The sequence below is a fragment of the Ruegeria sp. CG1 genome, from assembly GCF_056537265.1.
The window spans coordinates 419,581-440,820 of record NZ_JBQFRF010000004.1; the positions used below are offsets into that span (position 1 = coordinate 419,581).

Consider the following 21,240-nt stretch of genomic DNA (forward strand, 5'->3'; position numbering starts at 1 on the left):
AGCGAATCCGCCCGATCACGGCGCTGTGCGGGCCTTGTTAACACTTTGTTAAGGAAATCGCGTGATCACGGACAACAGGGGTCGGCACCACTCACCCATATCACGTGCCGAGGTTGTTGCAAATGAAAGTACTGATTGTTGAGAGTAACCCCGATCTAGGTCGGGTCTGGCAGCGGCATCTGCAAAGGCAGGAGGCCGAAGTCACGCTGGTCGAAACGCAAGAGGCCGCGATCCTGGCACTGTATGGTACCGCATTCGATATCATCGTGCTGGATCTGGTTCTGGAAACCGGCAGCGCCTTGGCGGTTGCCGATTTCGCAAGCTATCGCAGGCCCGAGGCGCGGGTGATCTTCGTCACCAACACCACATTCTTCTCGGACGGATCAATCTTTGCCCATAGCGCAAATGCCTGCGCCTATGTCCAAAGCTCGACCCCGCCCGAGGATCTGGCGGCCATGGTCGAACACTACGCCGCCGGGCGCTGATCTCGTCCATGAGGTTCTGAATAGTCCAACGTTGGATTCACTGGAATAATTCGGTGCGGATTGATGCTGTCATGGCTGAAGTGATAGTGGCGCACGATGTGGTTCATGTTCACTGTCTGCGCCACGCCGGGCCATTGATATAGCTCCCGCGTAAAGGCCCAGAGGTTCGGGTAGTCCACCAACCGACGCTTGTTGCACTTGAAATGTAAATGATAAACCGGGTCGAACCGGATCAATGTGGTGAACAGGCGCCAGTCGGCCTCAGTCACGCGGTCACCCATAAGATAGCGGTTCCGGGCCAGACGATCCTCAAGCCAGTCCAGCGTGTCGAACAGAGGGCCAACCGCGGCGTCATAAGCTTCTTGCGAGGTGGCAAAGCCGGATTTGTAGACCCCGTTATTGACATCGGAATAGATGCGCGCGTTGACCTCTTCGATCTCGTCCCGCATTGCCTCGGGCCAGTAGTCGTCTGTGTTGCCGGTGATCCCGTTGAAAGCCGAGTTGAACATGCGGATGATTTCCGAGCTTTCGTTCGACACGATCGTTTTCTCAACTTTGTCCCACAGGATCGGCACCGTCACGCGGCCCGAATAGTTGGGGTCGGCACGGGTATAGATCTGATGGGCAAAATCATGCCCGAACAGTTTGTCGCCCGTCGCTCCATGCGCGTCCGTCTCAAAGGTCCAGCCTTTGTCCAGCATATCCGGATGCACCACCGAGACCGAGATGTGGTCGCTCAGCCCTTTCAACTCACGAAAGATCAGTGTGCGGTGCGCCCAAGGGCAGGCGTGCGAGACATAAAGGTGATAGCGCCCCGATTCCGCCTCGAACCCGCCGCGCCCCGAAGGGCCGGGTGCGCCATCGGCGGTGATCCAGTTGCGAAACTGTGCGGCCGAGCGTTTGAACGCCCCGCCTGTGGATTTGGTGTCATACCAGGTGTCATGCCATTCGCCGTCGACAAGCAGGCCCATCGTTATTCCTTTCGCATTGCGATTGGGTCAAAGATAGGCCGTCTTGCGCCACGATCCTATTTCACCGGGCGCGCATCAGGCCTGCATGCGCGCACAGGTGGGGTGCGGTGTCTGGGCACCAGAACCGCAATGCCAAAACTTATGTGACGCCGTTCACTGGATTTTTACAGGAATCGCGTCAGACTAATGAGTGTTAAGGGGGGAAGTTTATTATGAGTACCTATGTTTCCAAGGAAATTCGCGCCGAATTGGATGCGGCCCGAATCGCTACCCTCAAGAAATCCAGCCGTTTGCGGGTGGAGGTTGGCGACAATAGCTTCAAAATTTTGACATTGTGGAAGGATGGTTTCACCGTCGAGGCCGAAACCACGCCACGCCTGCGCGGGCTCGTCGATATCTATGACGGTGCCAATCACATGTATCAGTGCCTGATCATCGCAGATGAAGAAGCGGTGGGTGAGATGCGCTATGAGTTCAAGCGCAGCACCGTGGCAGCCGACAAGGCCCCGCTGGATTTCTACCGCGCCCCGGATGCACCGATCGCATTGCTTGAAAACCGAGACTGACGCGCGCACCGTTTGACCTTTGGCACCGACGCGCCACCGGCGCTCGGGCGGCAATGGGGCCTCAAGATTCTCAGGGATCAGGCCGGACGGTTTAGTCGGAGGCTGTCAGGGTCAGGTGCACAGGAGCCAAACCATCGATGCCGCCTTCAATTCGGTCTCCGGCGACCACAGGCCCGACCCCGGCGGGTGTGCCGGTCAGGATCAGATCGCCGGGGCGCAAATGGTAGAAGCCCGATAGATGGGAGATCAGTTCATCGATCTTCCAGACCAACTCTGACAATGTGGCGTCTTGTACGACCCGCTCATTGACGCTCAGATAGATGCGCTTGTCATCAGATGGGCTCCAGTCATCGGCGCGGGTCAGCGGAGCGAAGACCGCGCCGTTTTCCACATCCTTGCCCAGATCCCAGGGACGCTGTTTGTTGCGCTCACGAATCTGCAGGTCGCGGCGCGTCATGTCCAGGGCACAGCCGTAGCCAAAGATCGCGGCTTGGGCCTGCGCGGCCGTGGCCTGAAAAACCGGCTTGCCGATGGCAACGGCCAGTTCCATTTCATGATGATAATCCTCGGTCCCTGCCGGATACGGCACATGCGCTCCGGTTAAAACCGCGTTGGGCGCGGATTTGGTGAAGTAAAACGGCGCCTGACGATCCACCTCATGCCCCATCTCGGCAGCGTGGGCGGCATAGTTGCGGCCCACGCAAAAAATCCGTCCGATCGGATAGGTCGCCTGTTCCCCCTGCACCGGGATGCTTGGGATGTCCGGAAGCGTAAAAAGGTGGTTGGGCATGACGTGCCTCCGTTTTTTTTGAACGGGGTTCATTGTAAATCGCCAAAGGCTGCCTTCAATCGCGCACAGGCCTCTTCAACCCGCTCGCGTTGGGTGGCCAGATTGAAGCGCTCGAAGGTTTCTCCACCGGTGCCAAAACCGGGGCCAGAGGATGTCGCGATCCGCGCATCTTCGCGTAGGCGGCGGACAAACTCATCGTGGCTCATACCCGTGCCCGAAAAATCGACCCATGCCAGATAGGTCGCCTGCAGAGGCATCGACCACAGGCCCGGTATCTCGGCGATGGCAGCATCAAACAGCTTCCGGTTCGCGTCCAGGTGGGCAATTTGTTCATCGACCCATTTTGCACCTTCCGGCGAATAGGCGGCGGTAATCATCGCCACCCCCAGCGCGCTGGGGTCATAGTCCAGCGTTGTGATCCGGTGCCGCATCTCGGCCCGCAGCTTGGCGTCGGGAATGATCATGTTGCCGGTACGCTGACCGGCGATGTTGAATGTTTTCGACGCCGCGGTCAGTGTCACCGTCCACGGGCGCGCGTCGGGGGCGGCCGTATCCATCGGTACGAAGGTATTGCCCGGATAAACCAGATCATGGTGAATCTCGTCCGACACAAGGATCAGCCCGTTGCGCTCTGCAAACGCCGCCACAGCGCGCAGTTCATCCGGCGTCCAGACCCGACCTGACGGGTTCTGCGGCGAGCACCACAGCAGCAGCTTTTCTGATCCGTCCAACCGCGACTGCGCATCGTCCAGATCAAGCCCATAGCTGTCGCCATCGCGTACCAGCGGGCATTCCACCACGCGGCGGCCGGATTTGTTCACCTTATGGGCAAACTCATGGTAGACGGGCGTGAAGATCACGACGCCATCTCCCGGTTCACTCCAAACATCCAGACACAGGGCAATCGCATTGCCCAACCCTTGCGAGGTCAGAATCCAATCGGTGTCGATCTCCCAGTTGTGGCGTGTCTTCATCCACCACTGGATTGCATTCAGATAATCCGGGTGCATCCATGAATATCCAAACGCGCCATGATCGGCCGCTTCCCGCACCGCCTCGATCACGCAAGGGGCCGTGGCATAGTCGGAATCAGCCGTCCACATGGCCAGCCCATCCTCGGGGGCGACACCGTAAAGCTGCTCCATCTTATCCCATTTTGAAGAGTTGGTGCCCCGGCGGTCGATCAGGTCGTTGAAAGTCATGTCATCTCCATCTGTCGAGGCGAAAGCTAACCACAAATCCATAAGGTGCAAGGGGGCCGTTGCGGAGGCGGGCGCGATGGCCTAAATCAGCCCCATGAAACGCAATATCCTGATCCACCCCGATCCCCGCCTGAAAAAGGTCTGCGCGCCGGTGGCCGACATCACCGACGATCTGCGCAAACTGGCCGATGACATGCTGGAGACGATGTATGACGCGCCCGGCATTGGCCTTGCTGCGCCGCAGATCGGTGTGCTCGACCGGCTGATCGTGGTGGACTGCGTCAAAGAAGAAGGCGAGGCCCCACGCCCACTGGTGATGTTCAACCCCGAGGTCATCGCGTCCTCGGACGAGACCAACGTTTACGAAGAAGGCTGCCTGTCGATCCCTGAGCAATATGCCGAAGTCACGCGCCCGAAGACGGTTGATGTCACCTGGCTGGACCGTGACGGTAATCTGCAGCAGGAAACCTTTGATGATCTCTGGGCGACTTGTGTGCAGCATGAGATCGACCATCTGAACGGTAAGCTCTTCATCGACTATCTCAAACCGCTCAAGCGTCAGATGATCACGCGCAAAATGCAGAAGCTCAAGCGCGAAAAGGCCCGTACATGACGGTGCGGACCTGCCTGCCGTGGCCCGACAAGCGCCTGCGCACCAAGGCCGAGGATGTCACGGAAATCACCGACGACATCCGCACCATCTGGGACGATATGATCGATACGATGGAGGCGATGCCGGGTGTTGGCCTCGCTGCGCCGCAGATCGGAGTGATGCTGCGGCTGGCTGTCGTGGATGGCTCGACCCAGCGAGGCAAAGCTGTGCGACTGGCCAACCCCGAGATTCTGCACAGCTCGGTTGAGCTGCGTGAACATGACGAGGCCAGCCCGAACTTGCCCGGCGTGTCCGCCAAGGTGAAGCGACCGCGCGCAGTGACCGTGAAATTTCTCAACGAACAGGGCCAGATCGACCGCCGTGATTTTGTCGGCATCGAGGCCACCAGCGTGCAGCATCAGATCGACCACCTGAACGGGCGGATGTATTTCGACCGGCTCAGCAAGGTCAAACGCGACATGCTGCTGCGCAAAGCACAGAAGAAGGGGTGAAACCCCATCCTACGGAGGGACGGATGCGTATCATCTTCATGGGAACGCCAGATTTCTCGGTGCCGGTGCTGGATGCGCTGGTCCGTGACGGGCACGAAATCGCCGCCGTCTATTGCCAACCGCCACGCCCCGCCGGTCGCGGTAAAAAAGACCGTCCAACCTCGGTGCACGCGCGTGCCTTGGCGCTGGGCTTAGACGTTCGCCATCCGACCTCGCTGAAATCACCCGAAGAACAGGCCAGCTTTGCAGCGCTGAATGCCGATATCGCGGTGGTCGTCGCCTATGGCCTGATCCTGCCACAACCTATTCTGGACGCGCCAACCCATGGCTGCCTGAACATTCACGCCAGCCTGTTGCCGCGCTGGCGTGGGGCCGCGCCAATACACCGCGCGATCATGGCAGGCGATGTGCAAACCGGTGTTTGTATCATGCAGATGGAGGCCGGGTTGGATACAGGCCCCGTTCTGCTGCGCGAGGCCACCGAGATCGGGATTGAGGAAACCACGGCGCAACTCCATGACCGCCTATCGGGCATGGGTGCGGCGCTGATCGTTGAGGCGCTGAACACGCTGCCGAGCCTGACCCCCGAACCGCAGCCCGAGGTCGGCGTAACCTACGCCGCCAAGATCGACAAATCCGAGGCGCGGATCGACTGGTCGGCCCTCGCGTCCGAAGTCGACAGAAAAATCCGCGGTCTCTCCCCGTTCCCCGGCGCATGGACCGAGGTCGAGGGCAATCGGATCAAACTGCTGGCTTCGCGGCTGGCCGAAGGACGGGGCACTCCGGGCGAGGTGCTGGACGACCACCTGCGCGTGGCTTGCGGCGAAGGCGCAGTTGAGTTGCTGCGCTTGCAACGGGCAGGCAAGGGCGCGCAGGATAGGGAAACTTTTCTGCGGGGATGGCCCATGTCGGCCGGGACCCAACTGTCATCGGAGTAGGCGTACATGATCATGATCATGATGGGCACGGTCGTGATTGCCGGGATCGTAGGCTATCTGTCTGAACAGACTGGCTTTACCCATAACGGCTATCTGCAGTCGATCATCATCTGCGTGGGTGGTGCTTTCCTGTTCTATTTCGTGCGCATCATGTTCGGCATCAGCTTTGGCCCGCCGGGGTTGGACGCGGTGCTGTCCTCGATCGGTGCGCTGATCATCGTTCCCACGCATTGGAGGAAATGATATGCCGATCATCGCCCTGATCATCGTCGGAGCCGCTGCAGGTTTCCTCGCCACCCGCCTAATGCGGATCGAGGCCGATATTCCAACCACCATGCTGATCGGCATTTTCGGCGCTTTGGTGGGCGGTTTGGTCCTACGCACGCTCATCACCGTGATGGGATGGCTCTCAGGGTTTATCGGCGCCGTTCTGGGCGCGCTTTTGGTGATATGGATTTGGCAGACATATATCCGCCGCTGATCGCTTGACCCGACCGTGATCTGCGACCAATGTCCCGTCAATTCTTTGTTGAAAGGCCTCTCATGTCGCATGATCTGACCGCCGGAGACGTCGCCCTGATGGGTGTGCCGTTGGACCTGCATTCCTCATTCCTGCAAGGCCCCGCCTTTGCCCCGGGTCGCATCCGCGAGGCGTTGCATTCCGGCGCGGCCAACCTGACCGCCGAGGATGGCACTGATCTGGGCGCAACCGACCGTTTCAAGGATACCGGCGATCTGGATGTGTTCGAGATGATGGGGCAGGAACCCATCGACCGGATCGAGGCAGGGGCCGCCGCCCGGATTGAAACCGGCGCACGGCTGCTGTCATTGGGCGGTGATCACTCGGTCGCCTATCCGCTGATCAAGGCCCACGCGGACCGGTATGAGGGGCTGAATGTCTTGCATATCGACAGCCACCCCGACCTCTATGACAGTCAGCAGATCGGCCCGCTGGGCCATGGCTGCCCGTTTGCCCGCGTGATGGAAACCGGCAAGATCAACCATCTGGTGCAGGTCGGGATCCGCACCATGAACAAGCACCAACAGGAACAGGCCGACAAGTTCGGGGTCGAGGTAATCGACATGCGCAACTGGAGCCCCGATCTTGAGATCAGCTTTGATGGCCCGGTTTATCTATCACTGGACCTTGACGCGCTGGACCCCGCCTTTGCCCCCGGGGTGTCGCATCACGAACCCGGTGGCCTCAGCACGCGTGAGGTGATCGACCTGATCCACCGGTTCAAGGGCCAGTTGATTGGCGCGGATATTGTCGAGCTGAACCCGCATCGCGACCCCTATGGCATGACCGCCATGGTGGCGGCGAAATTCGTCAAGGAAATCGGCGCGCGACTGCTGACGCGCTAACGTTCGTCGCAGATTGCGGCAGTGCCAAGGCGAGGGGCGGACCGTGTAGTCATGTCGAACCGGTTCGCCTCGGACGCCGTCATCCAGTGCATCTCTTCCTCGGATGCTGCATCCAGCGTGAACCAGTAGAAGTCGGGATCGACGCCGATATCTTCGAAATAGTTCAAATACCGGTCATGCTCGGGGTGATCTTCGGGTAGCTCCGCAGCGACATAGCCGCCGCCGCCCCAGCTGTGGACCCCCACGCAGGCGCCGGGTTCCAGCACGCGCCGGTTACCCGCTAGAAACAAATCAGTGCCGCCCGAGGCCACCAGCCCGTTTGATGGAACCACCGTGTCGAACCCTTCCTCACGCACTACGCGACTGAAGACCACATTCGAGTCATCATCGACCGAACCTTCGATATTTTGCAGCACCAGCGTCTTAATCTCGGGGTTCTCGTCCATCACTTCTTCAAACGCGCTGAGCGTTGTATGGTCGATCGTTCCGGACGCGACGATCTGATTGCCCACTGCTGTGAAGCTGACCGGGGCGTATTGCCCTGCGCATGCCGTTAGCAGCAGTGCCGTGGCCAGAAACGAAAGTCTGTAGGTCATCGCGATCTCTTGTCCGTTTCTACCCTATTGCCGAGGCGGTCGGGCCTTGTAAACCGGCAACTGCCAACCGAACAGCAGAGATCCGGCGCGCAACGCCCAGCAAATCAATGCACATAAGCCCAAAGCCAGCAGGCCCTCCAGCCCGAGGCGAGTGGCAAACACAGCGGTCAAGGCCCCGATAAAGGCGCAGGATACATAAAGCTCACCCTGTTTCAGTACCAGCGGCACCTCGTTGCACACCACGTCACGCATCAAGCCGCCCAAACAGCCCGTGGTCACCCCCATCAGCACTACGATGATACCGGATTGATCCAGTGACAACGCTGCACCAGTGCCAGCAGCGACCGCGATGGACAGGGCGAAACTGTCCAACCAGACCAGCCAATTATACCGGCTTTCGACCAGATGAGCGGTAAAAAATACCAGCACCGCAGCGCCGCAAGCGATCAGGATATAAGCGGGCTGACCGACCCAGAAGATCGGATGTCGGTCCAGCAGCAAGTCGCGTACGGTACCACCGCCCACTGCCGTCAGACAGGCGATGAAGGCAAACCCGACCAGATCAAGCTGCGCTCGGCTGGCCACCAGCGCACCGGTCAGCGCAAAGACCAAAACCGAGGCGTAATCCAGCAGGGCAAGCCCGCTCACGCCTGCGCCTTCTTAGGTTTGAATGGGGCCATGCCGGCGCGCGCCAGTTCGTCGGCCTTTTCATTCTCCGGGTGGCCCGCATGGCCCTTGACCCATTCCCAGGTCACCTGATGCCGCTCTTGCGCCTCATCCAGCCGCTGCCACAAATCGACATTTTTGACCGGCTTCTTGTTCGACGTCTTCCAGCCGTTCCGCTTCCACCCGAAAATCCATCCCGTAACGCCGTTCTTCACATAAGCGCTGTCGGTGACGATAGTCAGTTTCGAGGGCCGCTCCAGCGTCTCCAAAGCACTGATTGCAGCCAGCAGTTCCATCCGGTTGTTGGTTGTCTCGGCTTCGCCTCCGCTCAGCTCGCGTTCTTTCAGGATGGTCTCGCCATCCATCGCGCGCAGCAGTACGCCCCAGCCGCCGGGGCCGGGATTTCCGGAACAGGCACCATCGGTATAGGCAAAGAGATCAGGCATGAGCGAATACCAGAATGAACCCGTCGTAAGACCCGGCCAAACCTTTCCCCATTCCCTGCACGGTACGATCAATGGTGAAACCTGCCGAGGTCAGGGCGTCCTTGATCTGGGTCTCTGAATAATAGGTATAGTAACGGTCCAAATCATCGCGATGCTCGCCTGTGCCCAGCTTCATTCCCAGAAACAGCTGCCCGCCCGGCTTCAGTGCGGTGTGGATCGCGTTCAGATGACGCGGGAAATCGGCGCGCGGGGCGTGCAGCAGGCAGAAACTGGCATAGACGCCGTCATACTCTGCCACCTCTGTGACGTCATCGAAGGTGCCAAGGTGGGCGTCAACACCGTTGCTCCGCGCATGTTCAACAAAGGCAGGGGTTGCATCCAGCGCCCGTACCTTCAGCCCTTGCCGCATCAGAAACGCGCTGTCTGATCCGGGACCCGAGCCCAGATCCAGCACATATCCACCCTCGCGGACCGCATCTACAAAAGCCTGACGCGCCTCTAGCTGCTCGGCGGGCAGGGGGATCCTTAGGTAATCCGCAACGCGATCCGAGTAGGCCTTGATGGTCCGTTCATCACTCACAGGTAAACTCCCACAGCAAGACAGGTCAGCACGACAGCGGTTAGCAGGACGCGCAGCCGCATCCACCAGACCGGGGTCAACCGCCAATATGAGAACATGGCGTCCAGCAAAAGCAAGCCCGCAAACCCATACATCAGGTTGGTGCCCGCATTCACCGGACCGCCGCCGGTCGTGAAAAATGCCCAAAGTGCAGGCAACACCGACAAGGTGTAGCAGGCCGCAGCTTTGTTACCTGAGGTTTTGGTGGCGAAGCCCCACAGCACGCCCGACATGAAACTCAGGATTACCGAGCCATAAAATAGCTGAATATACGGCCCCACGAAGCGCGACCCCAGCGTCTGCCGACCCCAATCGTTCAAATCACCGTTCAGATAAGTCAGCGCGCCCCAGACAAACGGGATCAGCCCAGCCAAACCAAGGAATAACGGCGCGCGGGGGATGCCGCTCATGCTAGTTCCCGCAATACGCGGGGAACTTTGAACTCGACATTCTCGACAGCGGTTTCGACCAGCTCGACGGTGACATCGTAGTGGTCGCGGAATGCATCGATCACCTCGTTCACCAGCACCTCGGGCGCGGATGCCCCGGCGCTAACCGCAATGCTGGAAATTCCTTCCAGCGCACGCCAGTCGATCTCGGTCGCGCGCTGCACCAGCTGCGCATAACTGCATCCGGCGCGCGAGGCGACCTCGACCAGACGACGTGAATTCGATGAGTTCGGCGCACCCACCACCAGCAAGGCATCGGCTTTCGGAGCGACGGCTTTCACCGCTTCCTGCCGGTTGGTGGTGGCATAACAAATGTCTTCCTTGTGCGGCCCGACGATGGCGGGGAAGCGGGCCTCAAGCGCGGCAATAATGTCCTTGGTGTCATCCACCGATAGGGTTGTCTGGGTGACAAAGGCCAGCTTTTCGGGGTTACGCACAGCGACCTGCGCCACATCCTCTACCGTTTCAACCAGCAGCACCTCGCCATCGGGCAGCTGTCCCATGGTGCCGATGGTTTCGGGGTGGCCCTTGTGGCCGATCATGATCATCTGCAGCCCGGCATCCGCATGGCGCTGCGCCTCGACATGTACCTTGGATACAAGCGGGCAGGTGGCGTCGACATAGATCATCTCGCGCTGGGCTGCTGTGGCGGGCACCGATTTTGGCACACCGTGGGCCGAGAAGATCACGGGGCGATCATCAGGGCATTCGTCCAGCTCCTCGACAAACACGGCACCCTTGGCGCGCAGACCGTCGACGACGAATTTGTTGTGAACAATCTCATGGCGCACATAGACAGGCGCCCCCCATTTTTGAAGGGCCATTTCCACAATCTTGATGGCACGGTCCACTCCGGCGCAGAACCCGCGCGGGGCGGCCAGATATAATGTCAGCGGCGGCTTTGTCATTCGGCGATCTCCTGGACCGAACACCTAGGTCTTTTCATTGCCATGGTCCAGACAGCACTGCGTCATTTCACTGACATGAATCGCTGTTAGCACAAGGGTGTTTTCAGCACCTATACCTTTAAAGTCGCGCGGCCAGGGCTTCTGGCCCTGGCCGCGCATATTCTTGCCAACCCCCATTGGTGAGTGGTGGGGTTTGGTGGGGTCAGTGCCCGCCTGCAGCTGCGACGCTGCGGGGTTCAGTCGGCATCTCGCGCGGAGGGCGGCCGATCACGTCGCGCAGGTCTTCCAGCTCAATGAAGTTATCGGCCTGGCGGCGCAGTTCGTCCGAAATCATCGGCGGCTGGCTACGGATGGTCGAAACAACGGAAACACGTACGCCCTGCCGTTGCAGGCTTGCGATCAGCGGGCGGAAATCCCCATCGCCCGAAAACAGTACGATATGATCAACGCGTGGTGCCAGTTCCATGGCATCGACGGTAAGCTCGATATCCATGTTTCCCTTGACCTTCCGACGCCCCATGCTGTCGGTGTATTCCTTGGCCGGTTTGGTGACCATGGTGAAGCCATTATAGTGCAGCCAGTCCACCAGAGGCCGGATCGGGGAATACTCGTCATTTTCCAGTAGCGCTGTGTAGTAGAAAGCTCTAAGCAGTTTGCCTCTGCGCATAAATTCCTGACGCAGCAACTTGTAGTCGATGTCAAACCCCAGTGCTTTGGCGGCTGCATAAAGATTCGAGCCGTCGATGAACAGCGCTAGCCGTTCGTCCTTGTAAAACATAAAATGGTCCTTCCGGTATAAGCCACCGCACCGTGAGCTCCGTGAGTGATAAAGTAATAGGTCAGTGCAATGGTGTCCTTAAAATAGGTGTTTTAGGCTTTATCGCAAGTATTCTCTGGTCCGAATATGGGGTCTGAAGTGGACAAAACCTTGTCAAAAGCGGTCATTGCCCTAGGGGCAAATCTCAGTCTGAGAGGTTGTGGGCCCAAGGTGACACTTGAGCGGTCGCTGATCGCGATGGCCGAGGCGGGCTTGGTGATTCGCAAGACAAGCCGGTTTTTTGCCACCCCATGCTTTCCGGCAGGGGCAGGGCCGGACTATGTCAACGCAGCGGTTTTGATCGAATCGGACCTCACGCCACAGGGTGTTCTGGACCTGCTGCACCGCATCGAACATGATTTTGAGCGCGCCCGTGAACAGCGTTGGGGCATGCGCACTCTGGACCTCGATCTGGTCTTTTGGGATGAACTTGTGCTGCCGGATGACGCCGAATACCAGCGCTGGCTGACCCTTCCCCCCGAAGATCAGACCAAATCTGCGCCGGAACACCTAATCCTGCCCCATCCGCGCTTGCAGGACCGCGCTTTTGTGCTTGTTCCCATGATGGATGTCGCCCCCGATTGGCGCCATCCCGTTCTGGACCGGACAGTGACGCAGATGGTTGCAGCCTTGCCGCCCGATGAGGTGGCAGAGGTCAAGCCTCTGTGATCCTCGCATTTGCGGCATTTCTTGCTTGTCAAGGCGGGGATTCGCGCTTAGATAAACCCCTTCTTGCCACGGATTCATTTACGGAGAGCGCCCAATGGCCCGCGTTACGGTCGAAGATTGTGTAGACAAGGTCCCGAACCGGTTCGAACTGGTGATGCTTGCAGCCCACCGGGCGCGCGAGATTTCTGCCGGTGGTCCGATCACCGTTGACCGCGACAACGACAAGAACCCCGTTGTTTCGCTGCGCGAAATCGCCGACGAAACCCAAAGCGCCGATGAACTGCGCGAGCGTTTGATCGAGGCCAACCAGACCCAGATCGAGGTTGATGAGCCCGAAGAAGATCAGATGGCCCTGTTGATGGGCGCAGAGTCCGACAAACCTGCGGATGACGACATGTCCGAGGAAAAACTCCTGCGCGCTCTGATGGAGGCCCAGGGCCAGGGGTAAACCCCAGCGACAAAGGTGCGGACCGGATGATTTCAGAAGAAGACCTGATTGCGCTGGTCCGCAATTACAATCCCAAGACAAATGCCGACCGCATCTCGCGGGCTTATGAGTTTGGCCAGCAGATGCATGACGGGCAGTTCCGCCATTCCGGCGAGCCCTATTTCTCGCACCCCGTTGCCGTTGCCGCGATCCTGACTGAACAGCGTCTGGATGATGCGACCATCATCACGGCTCTGCTGCACGACACGATCGAAGATACCAAGGCCAGCTATGGCAAGGTGTCCGAGCTGTTCGGGGACGAGGTTGCCAAGCTGGTCGATGGTGTCACTAAGCTGACCAACCTGCAGCTTTCGAGTCGTGAGACCAAACAAGCCGAAAACTTCCGCAAGCTGTTCATGGCCATGTCCAAGGACCTGCGGGTCATTCTGGTCAAGCTCGCCGACCGTCTGCACAACATGCGCACGATCAAGGCGATGCGCCCCGAAAAACAGGTGCAAAAAGCGCGCGAGACGATGGATATCTATGCGCCGCTTGCGGGTCGCATGGGGATGCAATGGATGCGCGAGGAGCTGGAAGACCTCGCTTTCCGTGTTCTGAACCCCGAAGGCCGCCAATCGATCATCCGCCGCTTTATCACTTTGCAGCGCGAAACCGGTGATGTGATCCACCGGATCACCGGAGACATGCGGCATGAGTTGGAAAAAGCCGGCATCGAGGCCGAGGTGTTTGGCCGCGCCAAGAAACCCTATTCGATCTGGCGCAAGATGCAGGAGAAGGATCAGGGTTTCTCGCGCCTGTCCGACATCTACGGCTTCCGAATCATCACCGGGTCCGAGGAAGACTGCTATCGCACCCTTGGCGCGATCCACCAGCGCTGGCGCGCGGTGCCGGGGCGGTTCAAGGACTATATCAGCCAGCCGAAATCCAACGGATACCGCTCGATTCACACCACAGTTTCAGGGCGCGATGGCAAACGGGTCGAGGTGCAGATCCGCACCCGCCAGATGCATGACGTGGCCGAAACCGGCGTGGCTGCGCACTGGTCCTATCGCGATGGCGTGCGTACCGAAAACCCCTTTGCGGTTGATCCGGCCAAGTGGATTTCGAACCTGACCGAGCAGTTCGACAACGAAGAGGATCACGAAGATTTCCTCGAAGCCGTCAAGCTTGAGATGTATTCGGATCAGGTGTTCTGCTTCACACCCAAGGGCGACGTGGTGAAACTGCCGCGCGGGGCGACCCCGATTGATTTCGCCTATGCGATCCACACCCGTATCGGCCATGCTTGCGTGGGTGCCAAGGTCGATGGCATCCGTGTCCCGCTCTGGACGCGGCTCAAGAACGGGCAATCGGTGGATATCATCACCGCTGATGGCCAGATGCCGCAGGTCACATGGCTTGAGATTGCGGTAACCGGCAAGGCCCGGACCTCGATCCGCCGTGCGCTGCGCGAGGTTGACCGCGAGCGTTTCATCAAGCTGGGCAAGGAACTGGCCCGTGCAGGCTTTGAAAACGTTGGCCGCAAGGCCACCGACAAGGCGCTCGACACCGCCGCCAAGCACCTGCGCCTGAAAGATCGCCAAGAATTGCTGGCCCGTCTGGGCAGTGCCGAACTGACCGCCCATGAGGTGGTCGAGGCCGTGTATCCCGAGCTGACCAAGGACGATGGCGATGCCATCTCGCCCCGCCGCGCGGTGATCGGGCTTGAGCCGGGCCAGAAGTTTGACCGTGCGCCCTGCTGTCAGCCGCTGCCGGGCGAACGCATCGTTGGCATCACCTATCGCGGCAAGGGCGTTGAGGTGCACGCCATCGACTGCGACCGCCTGTCCGAGTTTGAAGACGAACCCGAACGCTGGGTCGATCTGCACTGGCATGCAGGCACGCACCCCGCCGTCTATGGCGCGACGCTTGATCTGACCATCGGCAATGATGCCGGAGTACTGGGGCGTATTTGCACATTGATCGGCGAGAAAAAGGCCAATATCTCGAACCTCGAATTCATTGACCGCAAACCGGATTTTTACCGCCTGATGATCAATGTCGAGCTGCGCGATCTTGAACAGCTGCATTCGCTGATGCTGATGCTTGAGGCCGAAAGCGATGTGGCCGCGGTCGAACGGTACCGGGAAAGCAAGAAACCCGCCGTCGCGGTTGGCTGAGAAGGGGTGATCACGAGTGGTTTTCAAGCGCCGAGATCGCCGCTCGCCTGTCCAAGTCGCGTCAGAGTTCGTCTATCCGCGCGGCGGATGGACCCGTGCCTTTCACTATGTCAAACATCGGGTTCGGCGCCTGCCTGACAGCCCGGAACGCATCGCGCGTGGCATCGGGGCAGGGGTTTTCGCTTCATTTACACCTTTCTATGGCTTGCATTTCCTGGTCGCCGCCGTGCTGGCGCGCCTGCTGAACGGCAACATTCTTGCCGCGCTCAGCGGCACGTTCTTTGGCAATCCCCTGACCTACGTGCCGATCGCGGTCATCAGCCTGCAAACCGGGCATTTCCTGCTGGGGACCAAGTTCCGCAAAGACGATACCGATGGGTTGATGGGGAAATTTGCGGATGCGATGGGCGATCTCAAGGACAATTGCATCGCCATGTTCACCCATCGCGAGGCGGACTGGCACGGGCTTAGCCGGTTCTATGACGATGTGTTCTTTCCTTATATGATCGGCGGGGTCATTCCAGGCATCGTGGCTGGAGTGATCTGCGCCTATCTTAGCCTGCCGCTTATCCGTACTTATCAGCAACGCCGCCGCGCCAGAATCAAAGCGAAGTTTGAACAAATTAAACGCCTTGCTCAGGCAGAGGCTGACGTTCCCCCGACAAAACCACTAGGCTCGACCTCAGGGACAATGAAGGATTCGAAAGATGTCTGACAACCGTTTGCGTCTGGGCGTGAATATCGACCACGTAGCCACCGTGCGGAATGCGCGCGGCGGGGCCTATCCGGACCCACTACGCGCCGCCCGGATCGCGGAAGAGGCCGGGGCCGACGGCATCACAGCACATCTGCGCGAAGATCGCCGCCACATCTCGGACGCCGATATCGACGGGTTGATGGAGATCCTGTCGGTGCCGCTGAACTTCGAGATGGCCGCAACAGACGAGATGCAGAAGATCGCTCTGCGCCACAAGCCGCACGCCGTCTGCATCGTTCCCGAAAAGCGCGAGGAACGCACAACCGAAGGGGGGTTAGAAGTCGCGCGCGAGGAAAATAAGCTGGCTCATTTCATTGCGCCCTTGCGCGATGTGGGCTGCCGCGTGTCGATCTTCATCGCCGCCGACCAGCGCCAGATCGACGCCGCCCACCGCATCGGGGCTGAGGTGATCGAACTGCACACCGGTGCCTATTGCGATTTCCACGCCGAAGGCAAACTGGACGACGCCGCGCGCGAACTGGAAGCCCTGCGCGAGATGTCCGCCTATGCCCATTCGCTGGGTCTTGAAGTTCATGCGGGTCACGGGCTGACTTACGACACCGTGCAACCGGTGGCGGCCTTCCCTGAAGTGCGAGAGCTGAATATCGGCCACTTCCTGATCGGCGAGGCGATATTCCGGGGCCTCACCCCTGCGGTTCACGAAATGCGCCGCCTGATGGACGAGGCGCGGGCATGATCACACCCGGCTTTGTGGCGATCTGGTTTGCATGGCTCATGGCCGGGGGCTCTCCGGGCCCTGCCACCATGGGCATCGCCGGAACCGCCATGAACGAAGGCCGCACCGCCGGTCTGGCCTTTGCGCTGGGCATCTGCGCCGGGTCCGCCGCGTGGGGCATCGCCGCCGCACTGGGGCTGTCGGCGATCATGCTGGCCAATGTCTGGGTGTTCGAGGTGATCCGCTATATCGGCGTCGCTTATCTGGGCTGGCTGGCGCTCAAGGCGCTACGTCGCGCGCTGACTTCGGATGAAGTGGCGCTGGGCAATCCGGTCACCGGCTCATTGGGAACGATATTTGCCAAAGGTGCGGCGATCCACCTGACCAACCCCAAGGCGATCCTCAGCTGGGGCTCGATCTACGCCATAGTTGCGCCAAATGACGCCAGCCTTGCTATGCTGCTGGGTTATTTCGCCATGCTTTATGCGGGTTCACTGCTGATCTTCATCGGCTACGCCTTCTTGTTTTCGTCTGCGCGCATGGTCAACGCCTATCGCCGCGCCCGCCGCTGGTTTGATTTTGCCTTCGCGGGTTTCTTTGGCGTGGCCAGCTACAAGATCCTCACGGTGCGCCTGTCATGACCTCTGAGGTGCAAGGATGATCCGACATTGCGTGATGCTGCGACTCGAGCCCGATCACGACACCGCAGAGCTTTCCGCTGTGATGGATGGGCTGGGCGCGGTCGCAGACCGTTTGTCGGGCTGCGGTGGCTTCATCCACGGCCCCAACCGCGACTTTGAGGCAAAATCCCCAAGCTATCCCTACGGCTTCACACTGGATTTCGCGGCTCAGGCCGACCTACAGCGCTATGCCAGTGACGAAACCCACCAGCAACTTGGCGCGCGGCTTGTCGCGCTGTGCGTGGATGGGGCCGAGGGCGTCTTGGTGTTCGATCTGGAAACGCCCGACGCGGCTGACCAATAGCTGACCAATAGGAGACGAGGGAATGTCATGAAAGCAATCACCTATCGCGGATTTGGTGCGGCGGCGGATGTCCTTGAGTTGGTCGATCTGCCCACGCCCAACCCCGGCCCAGGCGACGTTCTTGTCCGGGTCCATGCCAGCGGCATCAACCCCTCCGACGTCAAGCTGCGCGGCGGCGCGCGCCCTGGCGCTGTGATGCAATACCCGATGGTTGTTCCCCACTCGGACGGGGCCGGAGTGATTGAGGCCGTAGGCGAAGGGGTCGATCCCGCGCGCGTTGGCGAACGTGTCTGGATCTGGAACGGCCAATGGCAACGCGCTTTTGGCACTGGGGCCGAATACATTGCGCTACCCTCCGAACAGGCCGTATTCCTTCCAGATACGACCGGCTTCGCCGAGGGCGCGTGTTTTGGTATCCCAGCCTTGACTGCATGGTATGCGCTCTATTGTGACGGACCGATCAATGACCAGACTGTGCTTGTGACCGGTGGTGCAGGAACGGTTGGGCGCTACGCCTGCCAGATGGCCGCGTTGGGTGGCGCGCGTGTTATCACAACGGTCAGTTCAGATGAAAAAGCCGCCCATTCCGGCGCGTCCGAATGGATCAACTACCGCACGCAAGACGTGGCCGAGGCGGCGATGGACATGACCAACGGCGCAGGCATAGACCGCATTGTCGAGGTTGATTTCGCCGCCAACCAACCCGCTTCCCTTTCTATGATCCGCCCCGGTGGCACTATCGCCAGCTATGCCTCGGCTTCGCAAATGAAGCCCGAACTGGATTTCTATGGCTTCATGTTCAAGAACATCCGCCTGCATATGCTGATCGTCTACCAACTCGACGCCGCTGCCCGCCGTCGTGGCGAGGCGCAGTTGGGCCAGTGGCTGGAACAAGGCGCACTGTCCCACGCCGTCGTCCCTGGCGGAGGGCTGATGGATGCGGCAAATGCACACGCAATGGTCGAGGCGGGGCAAAAGCTCGGGACCGTTGTGTTGGAGGTCTGACATGATCCTCGGCATCGGCACCGACCTCGCAAATATTGATCGCATTCAGGGCACGCTCGACCGGTTCGGCGACCGCTTCCGTAACCGTGTCTTCACTGAAACCGAACAGCTCAAGGCTGAGCGTCGCGCCGATACTGCGGGCACCTACGCCAAACGCTGGGCCGCGAAAGAGGCGTGCTCGAAGGCGTTAGGCACCGGTCTGCGGATGGGGATCGCGTGGAAAGACATGGCGGTGACCAACCTGCGCACCGGCCAGCCCGTTATGCATGTCACCGGCTGGGCCGCAAAGCGTCTGAAAGAAATGACTCCCGAATGCCACGAGGCGATCATTCACGTCACCCTGACCGATGATCATCCCTGGGCGCAGGCCTTTGTGGTGATCGAGGCCCGTCCGCTGAAAGAAGCGCCCGCGCAGCCTTGACTTGCCTCCACCCGACACGCATGTAGCACCCCAACCACGCATAGACTGGAGAGAGCAGTATGGCCGAGGAAGCCAAATCCGGAAACGCCGTCTGGGAGACGATCAAAACCATCGTCTATGCCCTGCTGATCGCGGGCGTTTTCCGCACGCTTTTCTTTCAGCCGTTCTGGATTCCCTCAGGCTCCATGAAGCAGACGCTGCTGATCGGTGATTTCCTCTTCGTCAATAAGATGGCCTATGGCTATTCCTACGCGTCCTGCCCTAGCCTGATCATCCCCAGCATCGGCCTGAATATCGATGCCGAGGATGTGTGCGGTTGGATGCAGGGTGATGACGACTCCCGTCTGCTGGGTGGCGATCCCGAGCGCGGCGATGTCATCGTCTTCCGCCATCCGGTGACAGGGCGCGACTATATCAAGCGACTGATCGGCCTGCCGGGTGATCGTATCCAGATTCGTGAAGGTCAAATCATCCTCAACGACACTCCTGTGCCGCAGCAACCCGACGGTGTGTTCACCGAAGTTGCTGAACCGCAGGGCCCACAAGGCCTGCGCCCGCGCTGTTCCAACGGTCCCGTCGGGATCGGCGGTGTTTGCGAAAAGAACCGCCTGATCGAGACCCTGCCAAATGGCGTGTCCTACGACGTGCTGAACATCGGCAATCAGGGCTCCGACAATACCGGGGTCTATACCGTACCCGAGGGCCACTATTTCTTCATGGGCGACAACCGCGACAACTCGGCCGACAGCCGCTTACCGCAATCCGCTGGTGGCGTGGGCTATGTACCTTACGAAAACCTGATCGGTCGCGCCGACCGGATCATGTTCTCCTCCGCAGGTCGCTCGATGCTGTTCTTCTGGACATGGCGCGGTGACCGCTTCTTCAAGGCGGTCAATTGAAGCTATCGGCTGAGATAAAGGCGTTCCAGCAGCGCTTGGGGTATGAGTTTTCCGACCCTGAACTGCTGGTGCGCGCACTGACCCACGGCTCGGTGTCTTCTGCCACGCGCCCCGACAATCAGCGTCTTGAATTTTTGGGCGACCGCGTCCTGGGCCTCGTCATGGCCACTGCTTTGCTTGAGGCCGACAAGAAAGCTTCCGAAGGCCAACTGGCCCCCCGTTTCAACGCGCTGGTGCGCAAGGAAGCCTGCGCCGATGTGGCCCGCCAGATTGATCTGGGTGCGGTGCTGAAACTGGGCCGGTCCGAGATGCTGTCCGGAGGTCGTCGCAAGCAGGCCTTGCTGGGCGACGCGATGGAGGCGGTCATCGCGGCCATCTACCGCGACGCAGGGTTCGAGGCTGCCCGAGACGTGATCCTCGCCCTCTGGGGCGATCGCATCCACAAGGTCGAGGCCGACGCCCGCGATGCAAAAACCGCCCTGCAGGAATGGGCACAGGCCCGCGGCCAGAAACCACCCAGCTATGTCGAGGTCAAACGCACCGGCCCTGACCATGCCCCGATCTTCACGATCGCCGCTCGTCTGCAGAATGGTACCGAAGCTCAGGCCACCGCAGGCTCCAAGCGACAGGCCGAACAGGCAGCGGCAAAGGCGTTGTTGGAACAGTTGTCTTGATCCTCTGCGCAGCCAGATCATGAAAATCAGACCCGCCCAAAAAACCGACGCCGCCAGCCTTGCGGCCCTGTCAATTGAGGTCTGGATCGGAACCTATCTAAAGCGAGGTGTGAATTCCTTCTTTGCCGAATTCGCACTGTCCGAATTCACAACCGCCCGGTTCGAAGCCATATTGGACGACGGCCAAGATCTCTTGATGGTTTCTGAAAACGAAGACGGGATCGACGGCTATATTCGGCTTGCGGAAAGTCGCGCCGCACCCGTGGACGGGCTTTCTGATCTGGAGATCGTAACGTTCTACGTCCAGCCCCGCCATCATGGTAAAGGCATCGGCTCTGCGCTGCTGGACGTCGCGGTCGACTACATGCATGAAAAAGGGCGCCCTTCGATTTGGCTGACAACCAATTCTGAAAACACGCCCGCAATCGACTTCTATCTAGCCAAAGGGTTCCGGCAGATCGGAGTCACAGATTTTCGGATCGGGGACCAAGCCTATCCGAACCAAGTTCTGGCGTTGAACACTACAACCTGATCGCGCGATCAAGCCCGGCCAATGCCGGCACCGGCCGACCGGGCAGCGTCGCCCTATGGGCCGCAGACTGGCCTTCGCTCACTGATATCCGCAA

Annotated in this window: 30 protein-coding genes; 20 read left to right on the forward strand and 10 right to left on the reverse strand. The window is 59.8% G+C overall.

From position 1 onward, the window contains the following. Window positions 1-122 precede the first annotated feature (122 nt). A complete protein-coding gene (locus ACR0AU_RS14505; RefSeq protein ID WP_008756687.1) occupies window positions 123-485 on the forward strand; it encodes a response regulator transcription factor in 363 nt (120 codons plus the stop codon). Here the strand turns inward: ACR0AU_RS14505 and ACR0AU_RS14510 are convergent. Then, entirely contained in the window at window positions 467-1,456 is a 990-nt protein-coding gene (locus ACR0AU_RS14510) for a glutathione S-transferase family protein (RefSeq protein WP_480795835.1), read from the reverse strand. The two genes, ACR0AU_RS14505 and ACR0AU_RS14510, sit on opposite strands and share 19 nt — an antisense overlap. Before the next feature lie 212 nt (window positions 1,457-1,668). Here ACR0AU_RS14510 and ACR0AU_RS14515 point away from each other — a divergent pair, with 212 nt between their 5' ends. After that, window positions 1,669-2,022: a hypothetical protein gene (locus ACR0AU_RS14515; protein ID WP_170513411.1), complete on the forward strand. Its 354-nt coding sequence runs from the start codon at window positions 1,669-1,671 to the stop codon at window positions 2,020-2,022. Window positions 2,023-2,113: 91 nt separating this feature from the next. Here ACR0AU_RS14515 and ACR0AU_RS14520 read toward each other — a convergent pair whose 3' ends face one another. Both ACR0AU_RS14520 and ACR0AU_RS14525 read right to left on the reverse strand, forming a co-directional pair. Continuing rightward, window positions 2,114-2,812 carry a fumarylacetoacetate hydrolase family protein gene (locus ACR0AU_RS14520; protein WP_170609756.1) on the reverse strand — a complete coding sequence of 233 codons (699 nt, stop codon included), beginning with the start codon at window positions 2,810-2,812 and terminating at the stop codon, window positions 2,114-2,116. A 29-nt stretch (window positions 2,813-2,841) separates the two neighbouring features. After that, complete coding sequence (locus ACR0AU_RS14525) at window positions 2,842-4,014, reverse strand: MalY/PatB family protein (RefSeq protein WP_480562514.1); 1,173 nt, start codon at window positions 4,012-4,014, stop codon at window positions 2,842-2,844. 94 nt (window positions 4,015-4,108) lie between these two features. Here ACR0AU_RS14525 and def (ACR0AU_RS14530) point away from each other — a divergent pair, with 94 nt between their 5' ends. From def (ACR0AU_RS14530) to speB, 6 genes are all read left to right on the forward strand, one after another. After that, the gene (def, locus tag ACR0AU_RS14530) at window positions 4,109-4,627 is read left to right on the forward strand and encodes a peptide deformylase (protein ID WP_170392632.1); all 519 of its coding nucleotides are present in this window, start codon (window positions 4,109-4,111) and stop codon (window positions 4,625-4,627) included. Continuing rightward, window positions 4,624-5,118, forward strand: coding sequence for a peptide deformylase (def, locus tag ACR0AU_RS14535; RefSeq protein WP_480592533.1), 495 nt, complete (start codon window positions 4,624-4,626; stop codon window positions 5,116-5,118). Before def (ACR0AU_RS14530) ends, def (ACR0AU_RS14535) begins: the two co-directional genes overlap by 4 nt. A 23-nt stretch (window positions 5,119-5,141) precedes the next feature. Further along, window positions 5,142-6,056, forward strand: coding sequence for a methionyl-tRNA formyltransferase (fmt, locus tag ACR0AU_RS14540; protein ID WP_480795836.1), 915 nt, complete (start codon window positions 5,142-5,144; stop codon window positions 6,054-6,056). A gap of 6 nt (window positions 6,057-6,062) precedes the next feature. After that, window positions 6,063-6,299, forward strand: a complete 237-nt coding sequence (locus ACR0AU_RS14545) for a hypothetical protein (RefSeq protein WP_170392629.1) — start codon at window positions 6,063-6,065, stop codon at window positions 6,297-6,299. A 1-nt stretch (window position 6,300) separates the two neighbouring features. Then, window positions 6,301-6,537 (forward strand): GlsB/YeaQ/YmgE family stress response membrane protein, encoded by a 237-nt coding sequence (locus ACR0AU_RS14550; RefSeq protein WP_480795837.1) that lies wholly within the window; start codon window positions 6,301-6,303, stop codon window positions 6,535-6,537. 62 nt (window positions 6,538-6,599) lie between these two features. Continuing rightward, complete coding sequence (speB, locus tag ACR0AU_RS14555; RefSeq protein ID WP_480795838.1) at window positions 6,600-7,421, forward strand: agmatinase; 822 nt, start codon at window positions 6,600-6,602, stop codon at window positions 7,419-7,421. Here the strand turns inward: speB and ACR0AU_RS14560 are convergent. From ACR0AU_RS14560 to ACR0AU_RS14590, 7 genes are all read right to left on the reverse strand, one after another. After that, window positions 7,418-8,017, reverse strand: coding sequence for a Clp protease/crotonase-like domain-containing protein (locus ACR0AU_RS14560; protein WP_170733737.1), 600 nt, complete (start codon window positions 8,015-8,017; stop codon window positions 7,418-7,420). The genes speB and ACR0AU_RS14560 overlap by 4 nt on opposite strands. Before the next feature lie 24 nt (window positions 8,018-8,041). Next, complete coding sequence (locus tag ACR0AU_RS14565) at window positions 8,042-8,665, reverse strand: trimeric intracellular cation channel family protein (RefSeq protein ID WP_170392625.1); 624 nt, start codon at window positions 8,663-8,665, stop codon at window positions 8,042-8,044. Further along, the gene (rnhA, locus tag ACR0AU_RS14570) at window positions 8,662-9,129 is read right to left on the reverse strand and encodes a ribonuclease HI (RefSeq protein WP_170733738.1); all 468 of its coding nucleotides are present in this window, start codon (window positions 9,127-9,129) and stop codon (window positions 8,662-8,664) included. The genes ACR0AU_RS14565 and rnhA overlap by 4 nt, the downstream gene beginning before the upstream one ends. Then, window positions 9,122-9,709 (reverse strand): class I SAM-dependent methyltransferase, encoded by a 588-nt coding sequence (locus ACR0AU_RS14575; protein WP_480587597.1) that lies wholly within the window; start codon window positions 9,707-9,709, stop codon window positions 9,122-9,124. Before ACR0AU_RS14575 ends, rnhA begins: the two co-directional genes overlap by 8 nt. Continuing rightward, window positions 9,706-10,158: a DUF3429 domain-containing protein gene (locus ACR0AU_RS14580; RefSeq protein ID WP_480587594.1), complete on the reverse strand. Its 453-nt coding sequence runs from the start codon at window positions 10,156-10,158 to the stop codon at window positions 9,706-9,708. Before ACR0AU_RS14580 ends, ACR0AU_RS14575 begins: the two co-directional genes overlap by 4 nt. Beyond that, on the reverse strand, window positions 10,155-11,105 hold the full coding sequence (gene ispH / locus ACR0AU_RS14585; protein ID WP_170802257.1) for a 4-hydroxy-3-methylbut-2-enyl diphosphate reductase: 951 nt from the start codon (window positions 11,103-11,105) through the stop codon (window positions 10,155-10,157). Before ispH ends, ACR0AU_RS14580 begins: the two co-directional genes overlap by 4 nt. 202 nt (window positions 11,106-11,307) lie before the next feature. After that, a complete protein-coding gene (locus ACR0AU_RS14590; RefSeq protein ID WP_039541714.1) occupies window positions 11,308-11,883 on the reverse strand; it encodes a LabA-like NYN domain-containing protein in 576 nt (191 codons plus the stop codon). Window positions 11,884-12,009: 126 nt separating this feature from the next. On the opposite strand from ACR0AU_RS14590, the gene folK reads away from it, so the two are divergent. From folK to ACR0AU_RS14650, 12 genes are all read left to right on the forward strand, one after another. Next, window positions 12,010-12,591 carry a 2-amino-4-hydroxy-6-hydroxymethyldihydropteridine diphosphokinase gene (folK, locus tag ACR0AU_RS14595; RefSeq protein WP_170597420.1) on the forward strand — a complete coding sequence of 194 codons (582 nt, stop codon included), beginning with the start codon at window positions 12,010-12,012 and terminating at the stop codon, window positions 12,589-12,591. A gap of 94 nt (window positions 12,592-12,685) precedes the next feature. Beyond that, window positions 12,686-13,039 (forward strand): DNA-directed RNA polymerase subunit omega, encoded by a 354-nt coding sequence (rpoZ, locus tag ACR0AU_RS14600; protein ID WP_010437681.1) that lies wholly within the window; start codon window positions 12,686-12,688, stop codon window positions 13,037-13,039. Between the two features lie 26 nt (window positions 13,040-13,065). Beyond that, window positions 13,066-15,198 (forward strand): RelA/SpoT family protein, encoded by a 2,133-nt coding sequence (locus ACR0AU_RS14605; RefSeq protein ID WP_170761855.1) that lies wholly within the window; start codon window positions 13,066-13,068, stop codon window positions 15,196-15,198. 16 nt (window positions 15,199-15,214) lie between these two features. Then, window positions 15,215-15,913 carry a DUF2062 domain-containing protein gene (locus ACR0AU_RS14610; protein ID WP_170392618.1) on the forward strand — a complete coding sequence of 233 codons (699 nt, stop codon included), beginning with the start codon at window positions 15,215-15,217 and terminating at the stop codon, window positions 15,911-15,913. After that, window positions 15,906-16,652 carry a pyridoxine 5'-phosphate synthase gene (locus ACR0AU_RS14615; protein WP_170392617.1) on the forward strand — a complete coding sequence of 249 codons (747 nt, stop codon included), beginning with the start codon at window positions 15,906-15,908 and terminating at the stop codon, window positions 16,650-16,652. The genes ACR0AU_RS14610 and ACR0AU_RS14615 overlap by 8 nt, the downstream gene beginning before the upstream one ends. After that, complete coding sequence (locus tag ACR0AU_RS14620; protein ID WP_170425202.1) at window positions 16,649-17,272, forward strand: LysE family translocator; 624 nt, start codon at window positions 16,649-16,651, stop codon at window positions 17,270-17,272. Before ACR0AU_RS14615 ends, ACR0AU_RS14620 begins: the two co-directional genes overlap by 4 nt. Window positions 17,273-17,288: 16 nt before the next feature. Further along, entirely contained in the window at window positions 17,289-17,615 is a 327-nt protein-coding gene (locus ACR0AU_RS14625; RefSeq protein WP_170587919.1) for a Dabb family protein, read from the forward strand. Window positions 17,616-17,642: 27 nt separating this feature from the next. After that, window positions 17,643-18,620: an NADPH:quinone reductase gene (locus tag ACR0AU_RS14630; protein WP_170648480.1), complete on the forward strand. Its 978-nt coding sequence runs from the start codon at window positions 17,643-17,645 to the stop codon at window positions 18,618-18,620. A gap of 1 nt (window position 18,621) precedes the next feature. Beyond that, a complete protein-coding gene (gene acpS, locus ACR0AU_RS14635; protein ID WP_480562506.1) occupies window positions 18,622-19,041 on the forward strand; it encodes a holo-ACP synthase in 420 nt (139 codons plus the stop codon). A 59-nt stretch (window positions 19,042-19,100) separates the two neighbouring features. Then, entirely contained in the window at window positions 19,101-19,940 is an 840-nt protein-coding gene (gene lepB / locus ACR0AU_RS14640; RefSeq protein WP_480562505.1) for a signal peptidase I, read from the forward strand. Then, window positions 19,937-20,614 carry a ribonuclease III gene (gene rnc / locus ACR0AU_RS14645; protein ID WP_170392611.1) on the forward strand — a complete coding sequence of 226 codons (678 nt, stop codon included), beginning with the start codon at window positions 19,937-19,939 and terminating at the stop codon, window positions 20,612-20,614. The genes lepB and rnc overlap by 4 nt, the downstream gene beginning before the upstream one ends. Window positions 20,615-20,633: 19 nt before the next feature. Then, the gene (locus ACR0AU_RS14650; RefSeq protein WP_480795839.1) at window positions 20,634-21,146 is read left to right on the forward strand and encodes an N-acetyltransferase family protein; all 513 of its coding nucleotides are present in this window, start codon (window positions 20,634-20,636) and stop codon (window positions 21,144-21,146) included. Window positions 21,147-21,240: the final 94 nt, after the last annotated feature.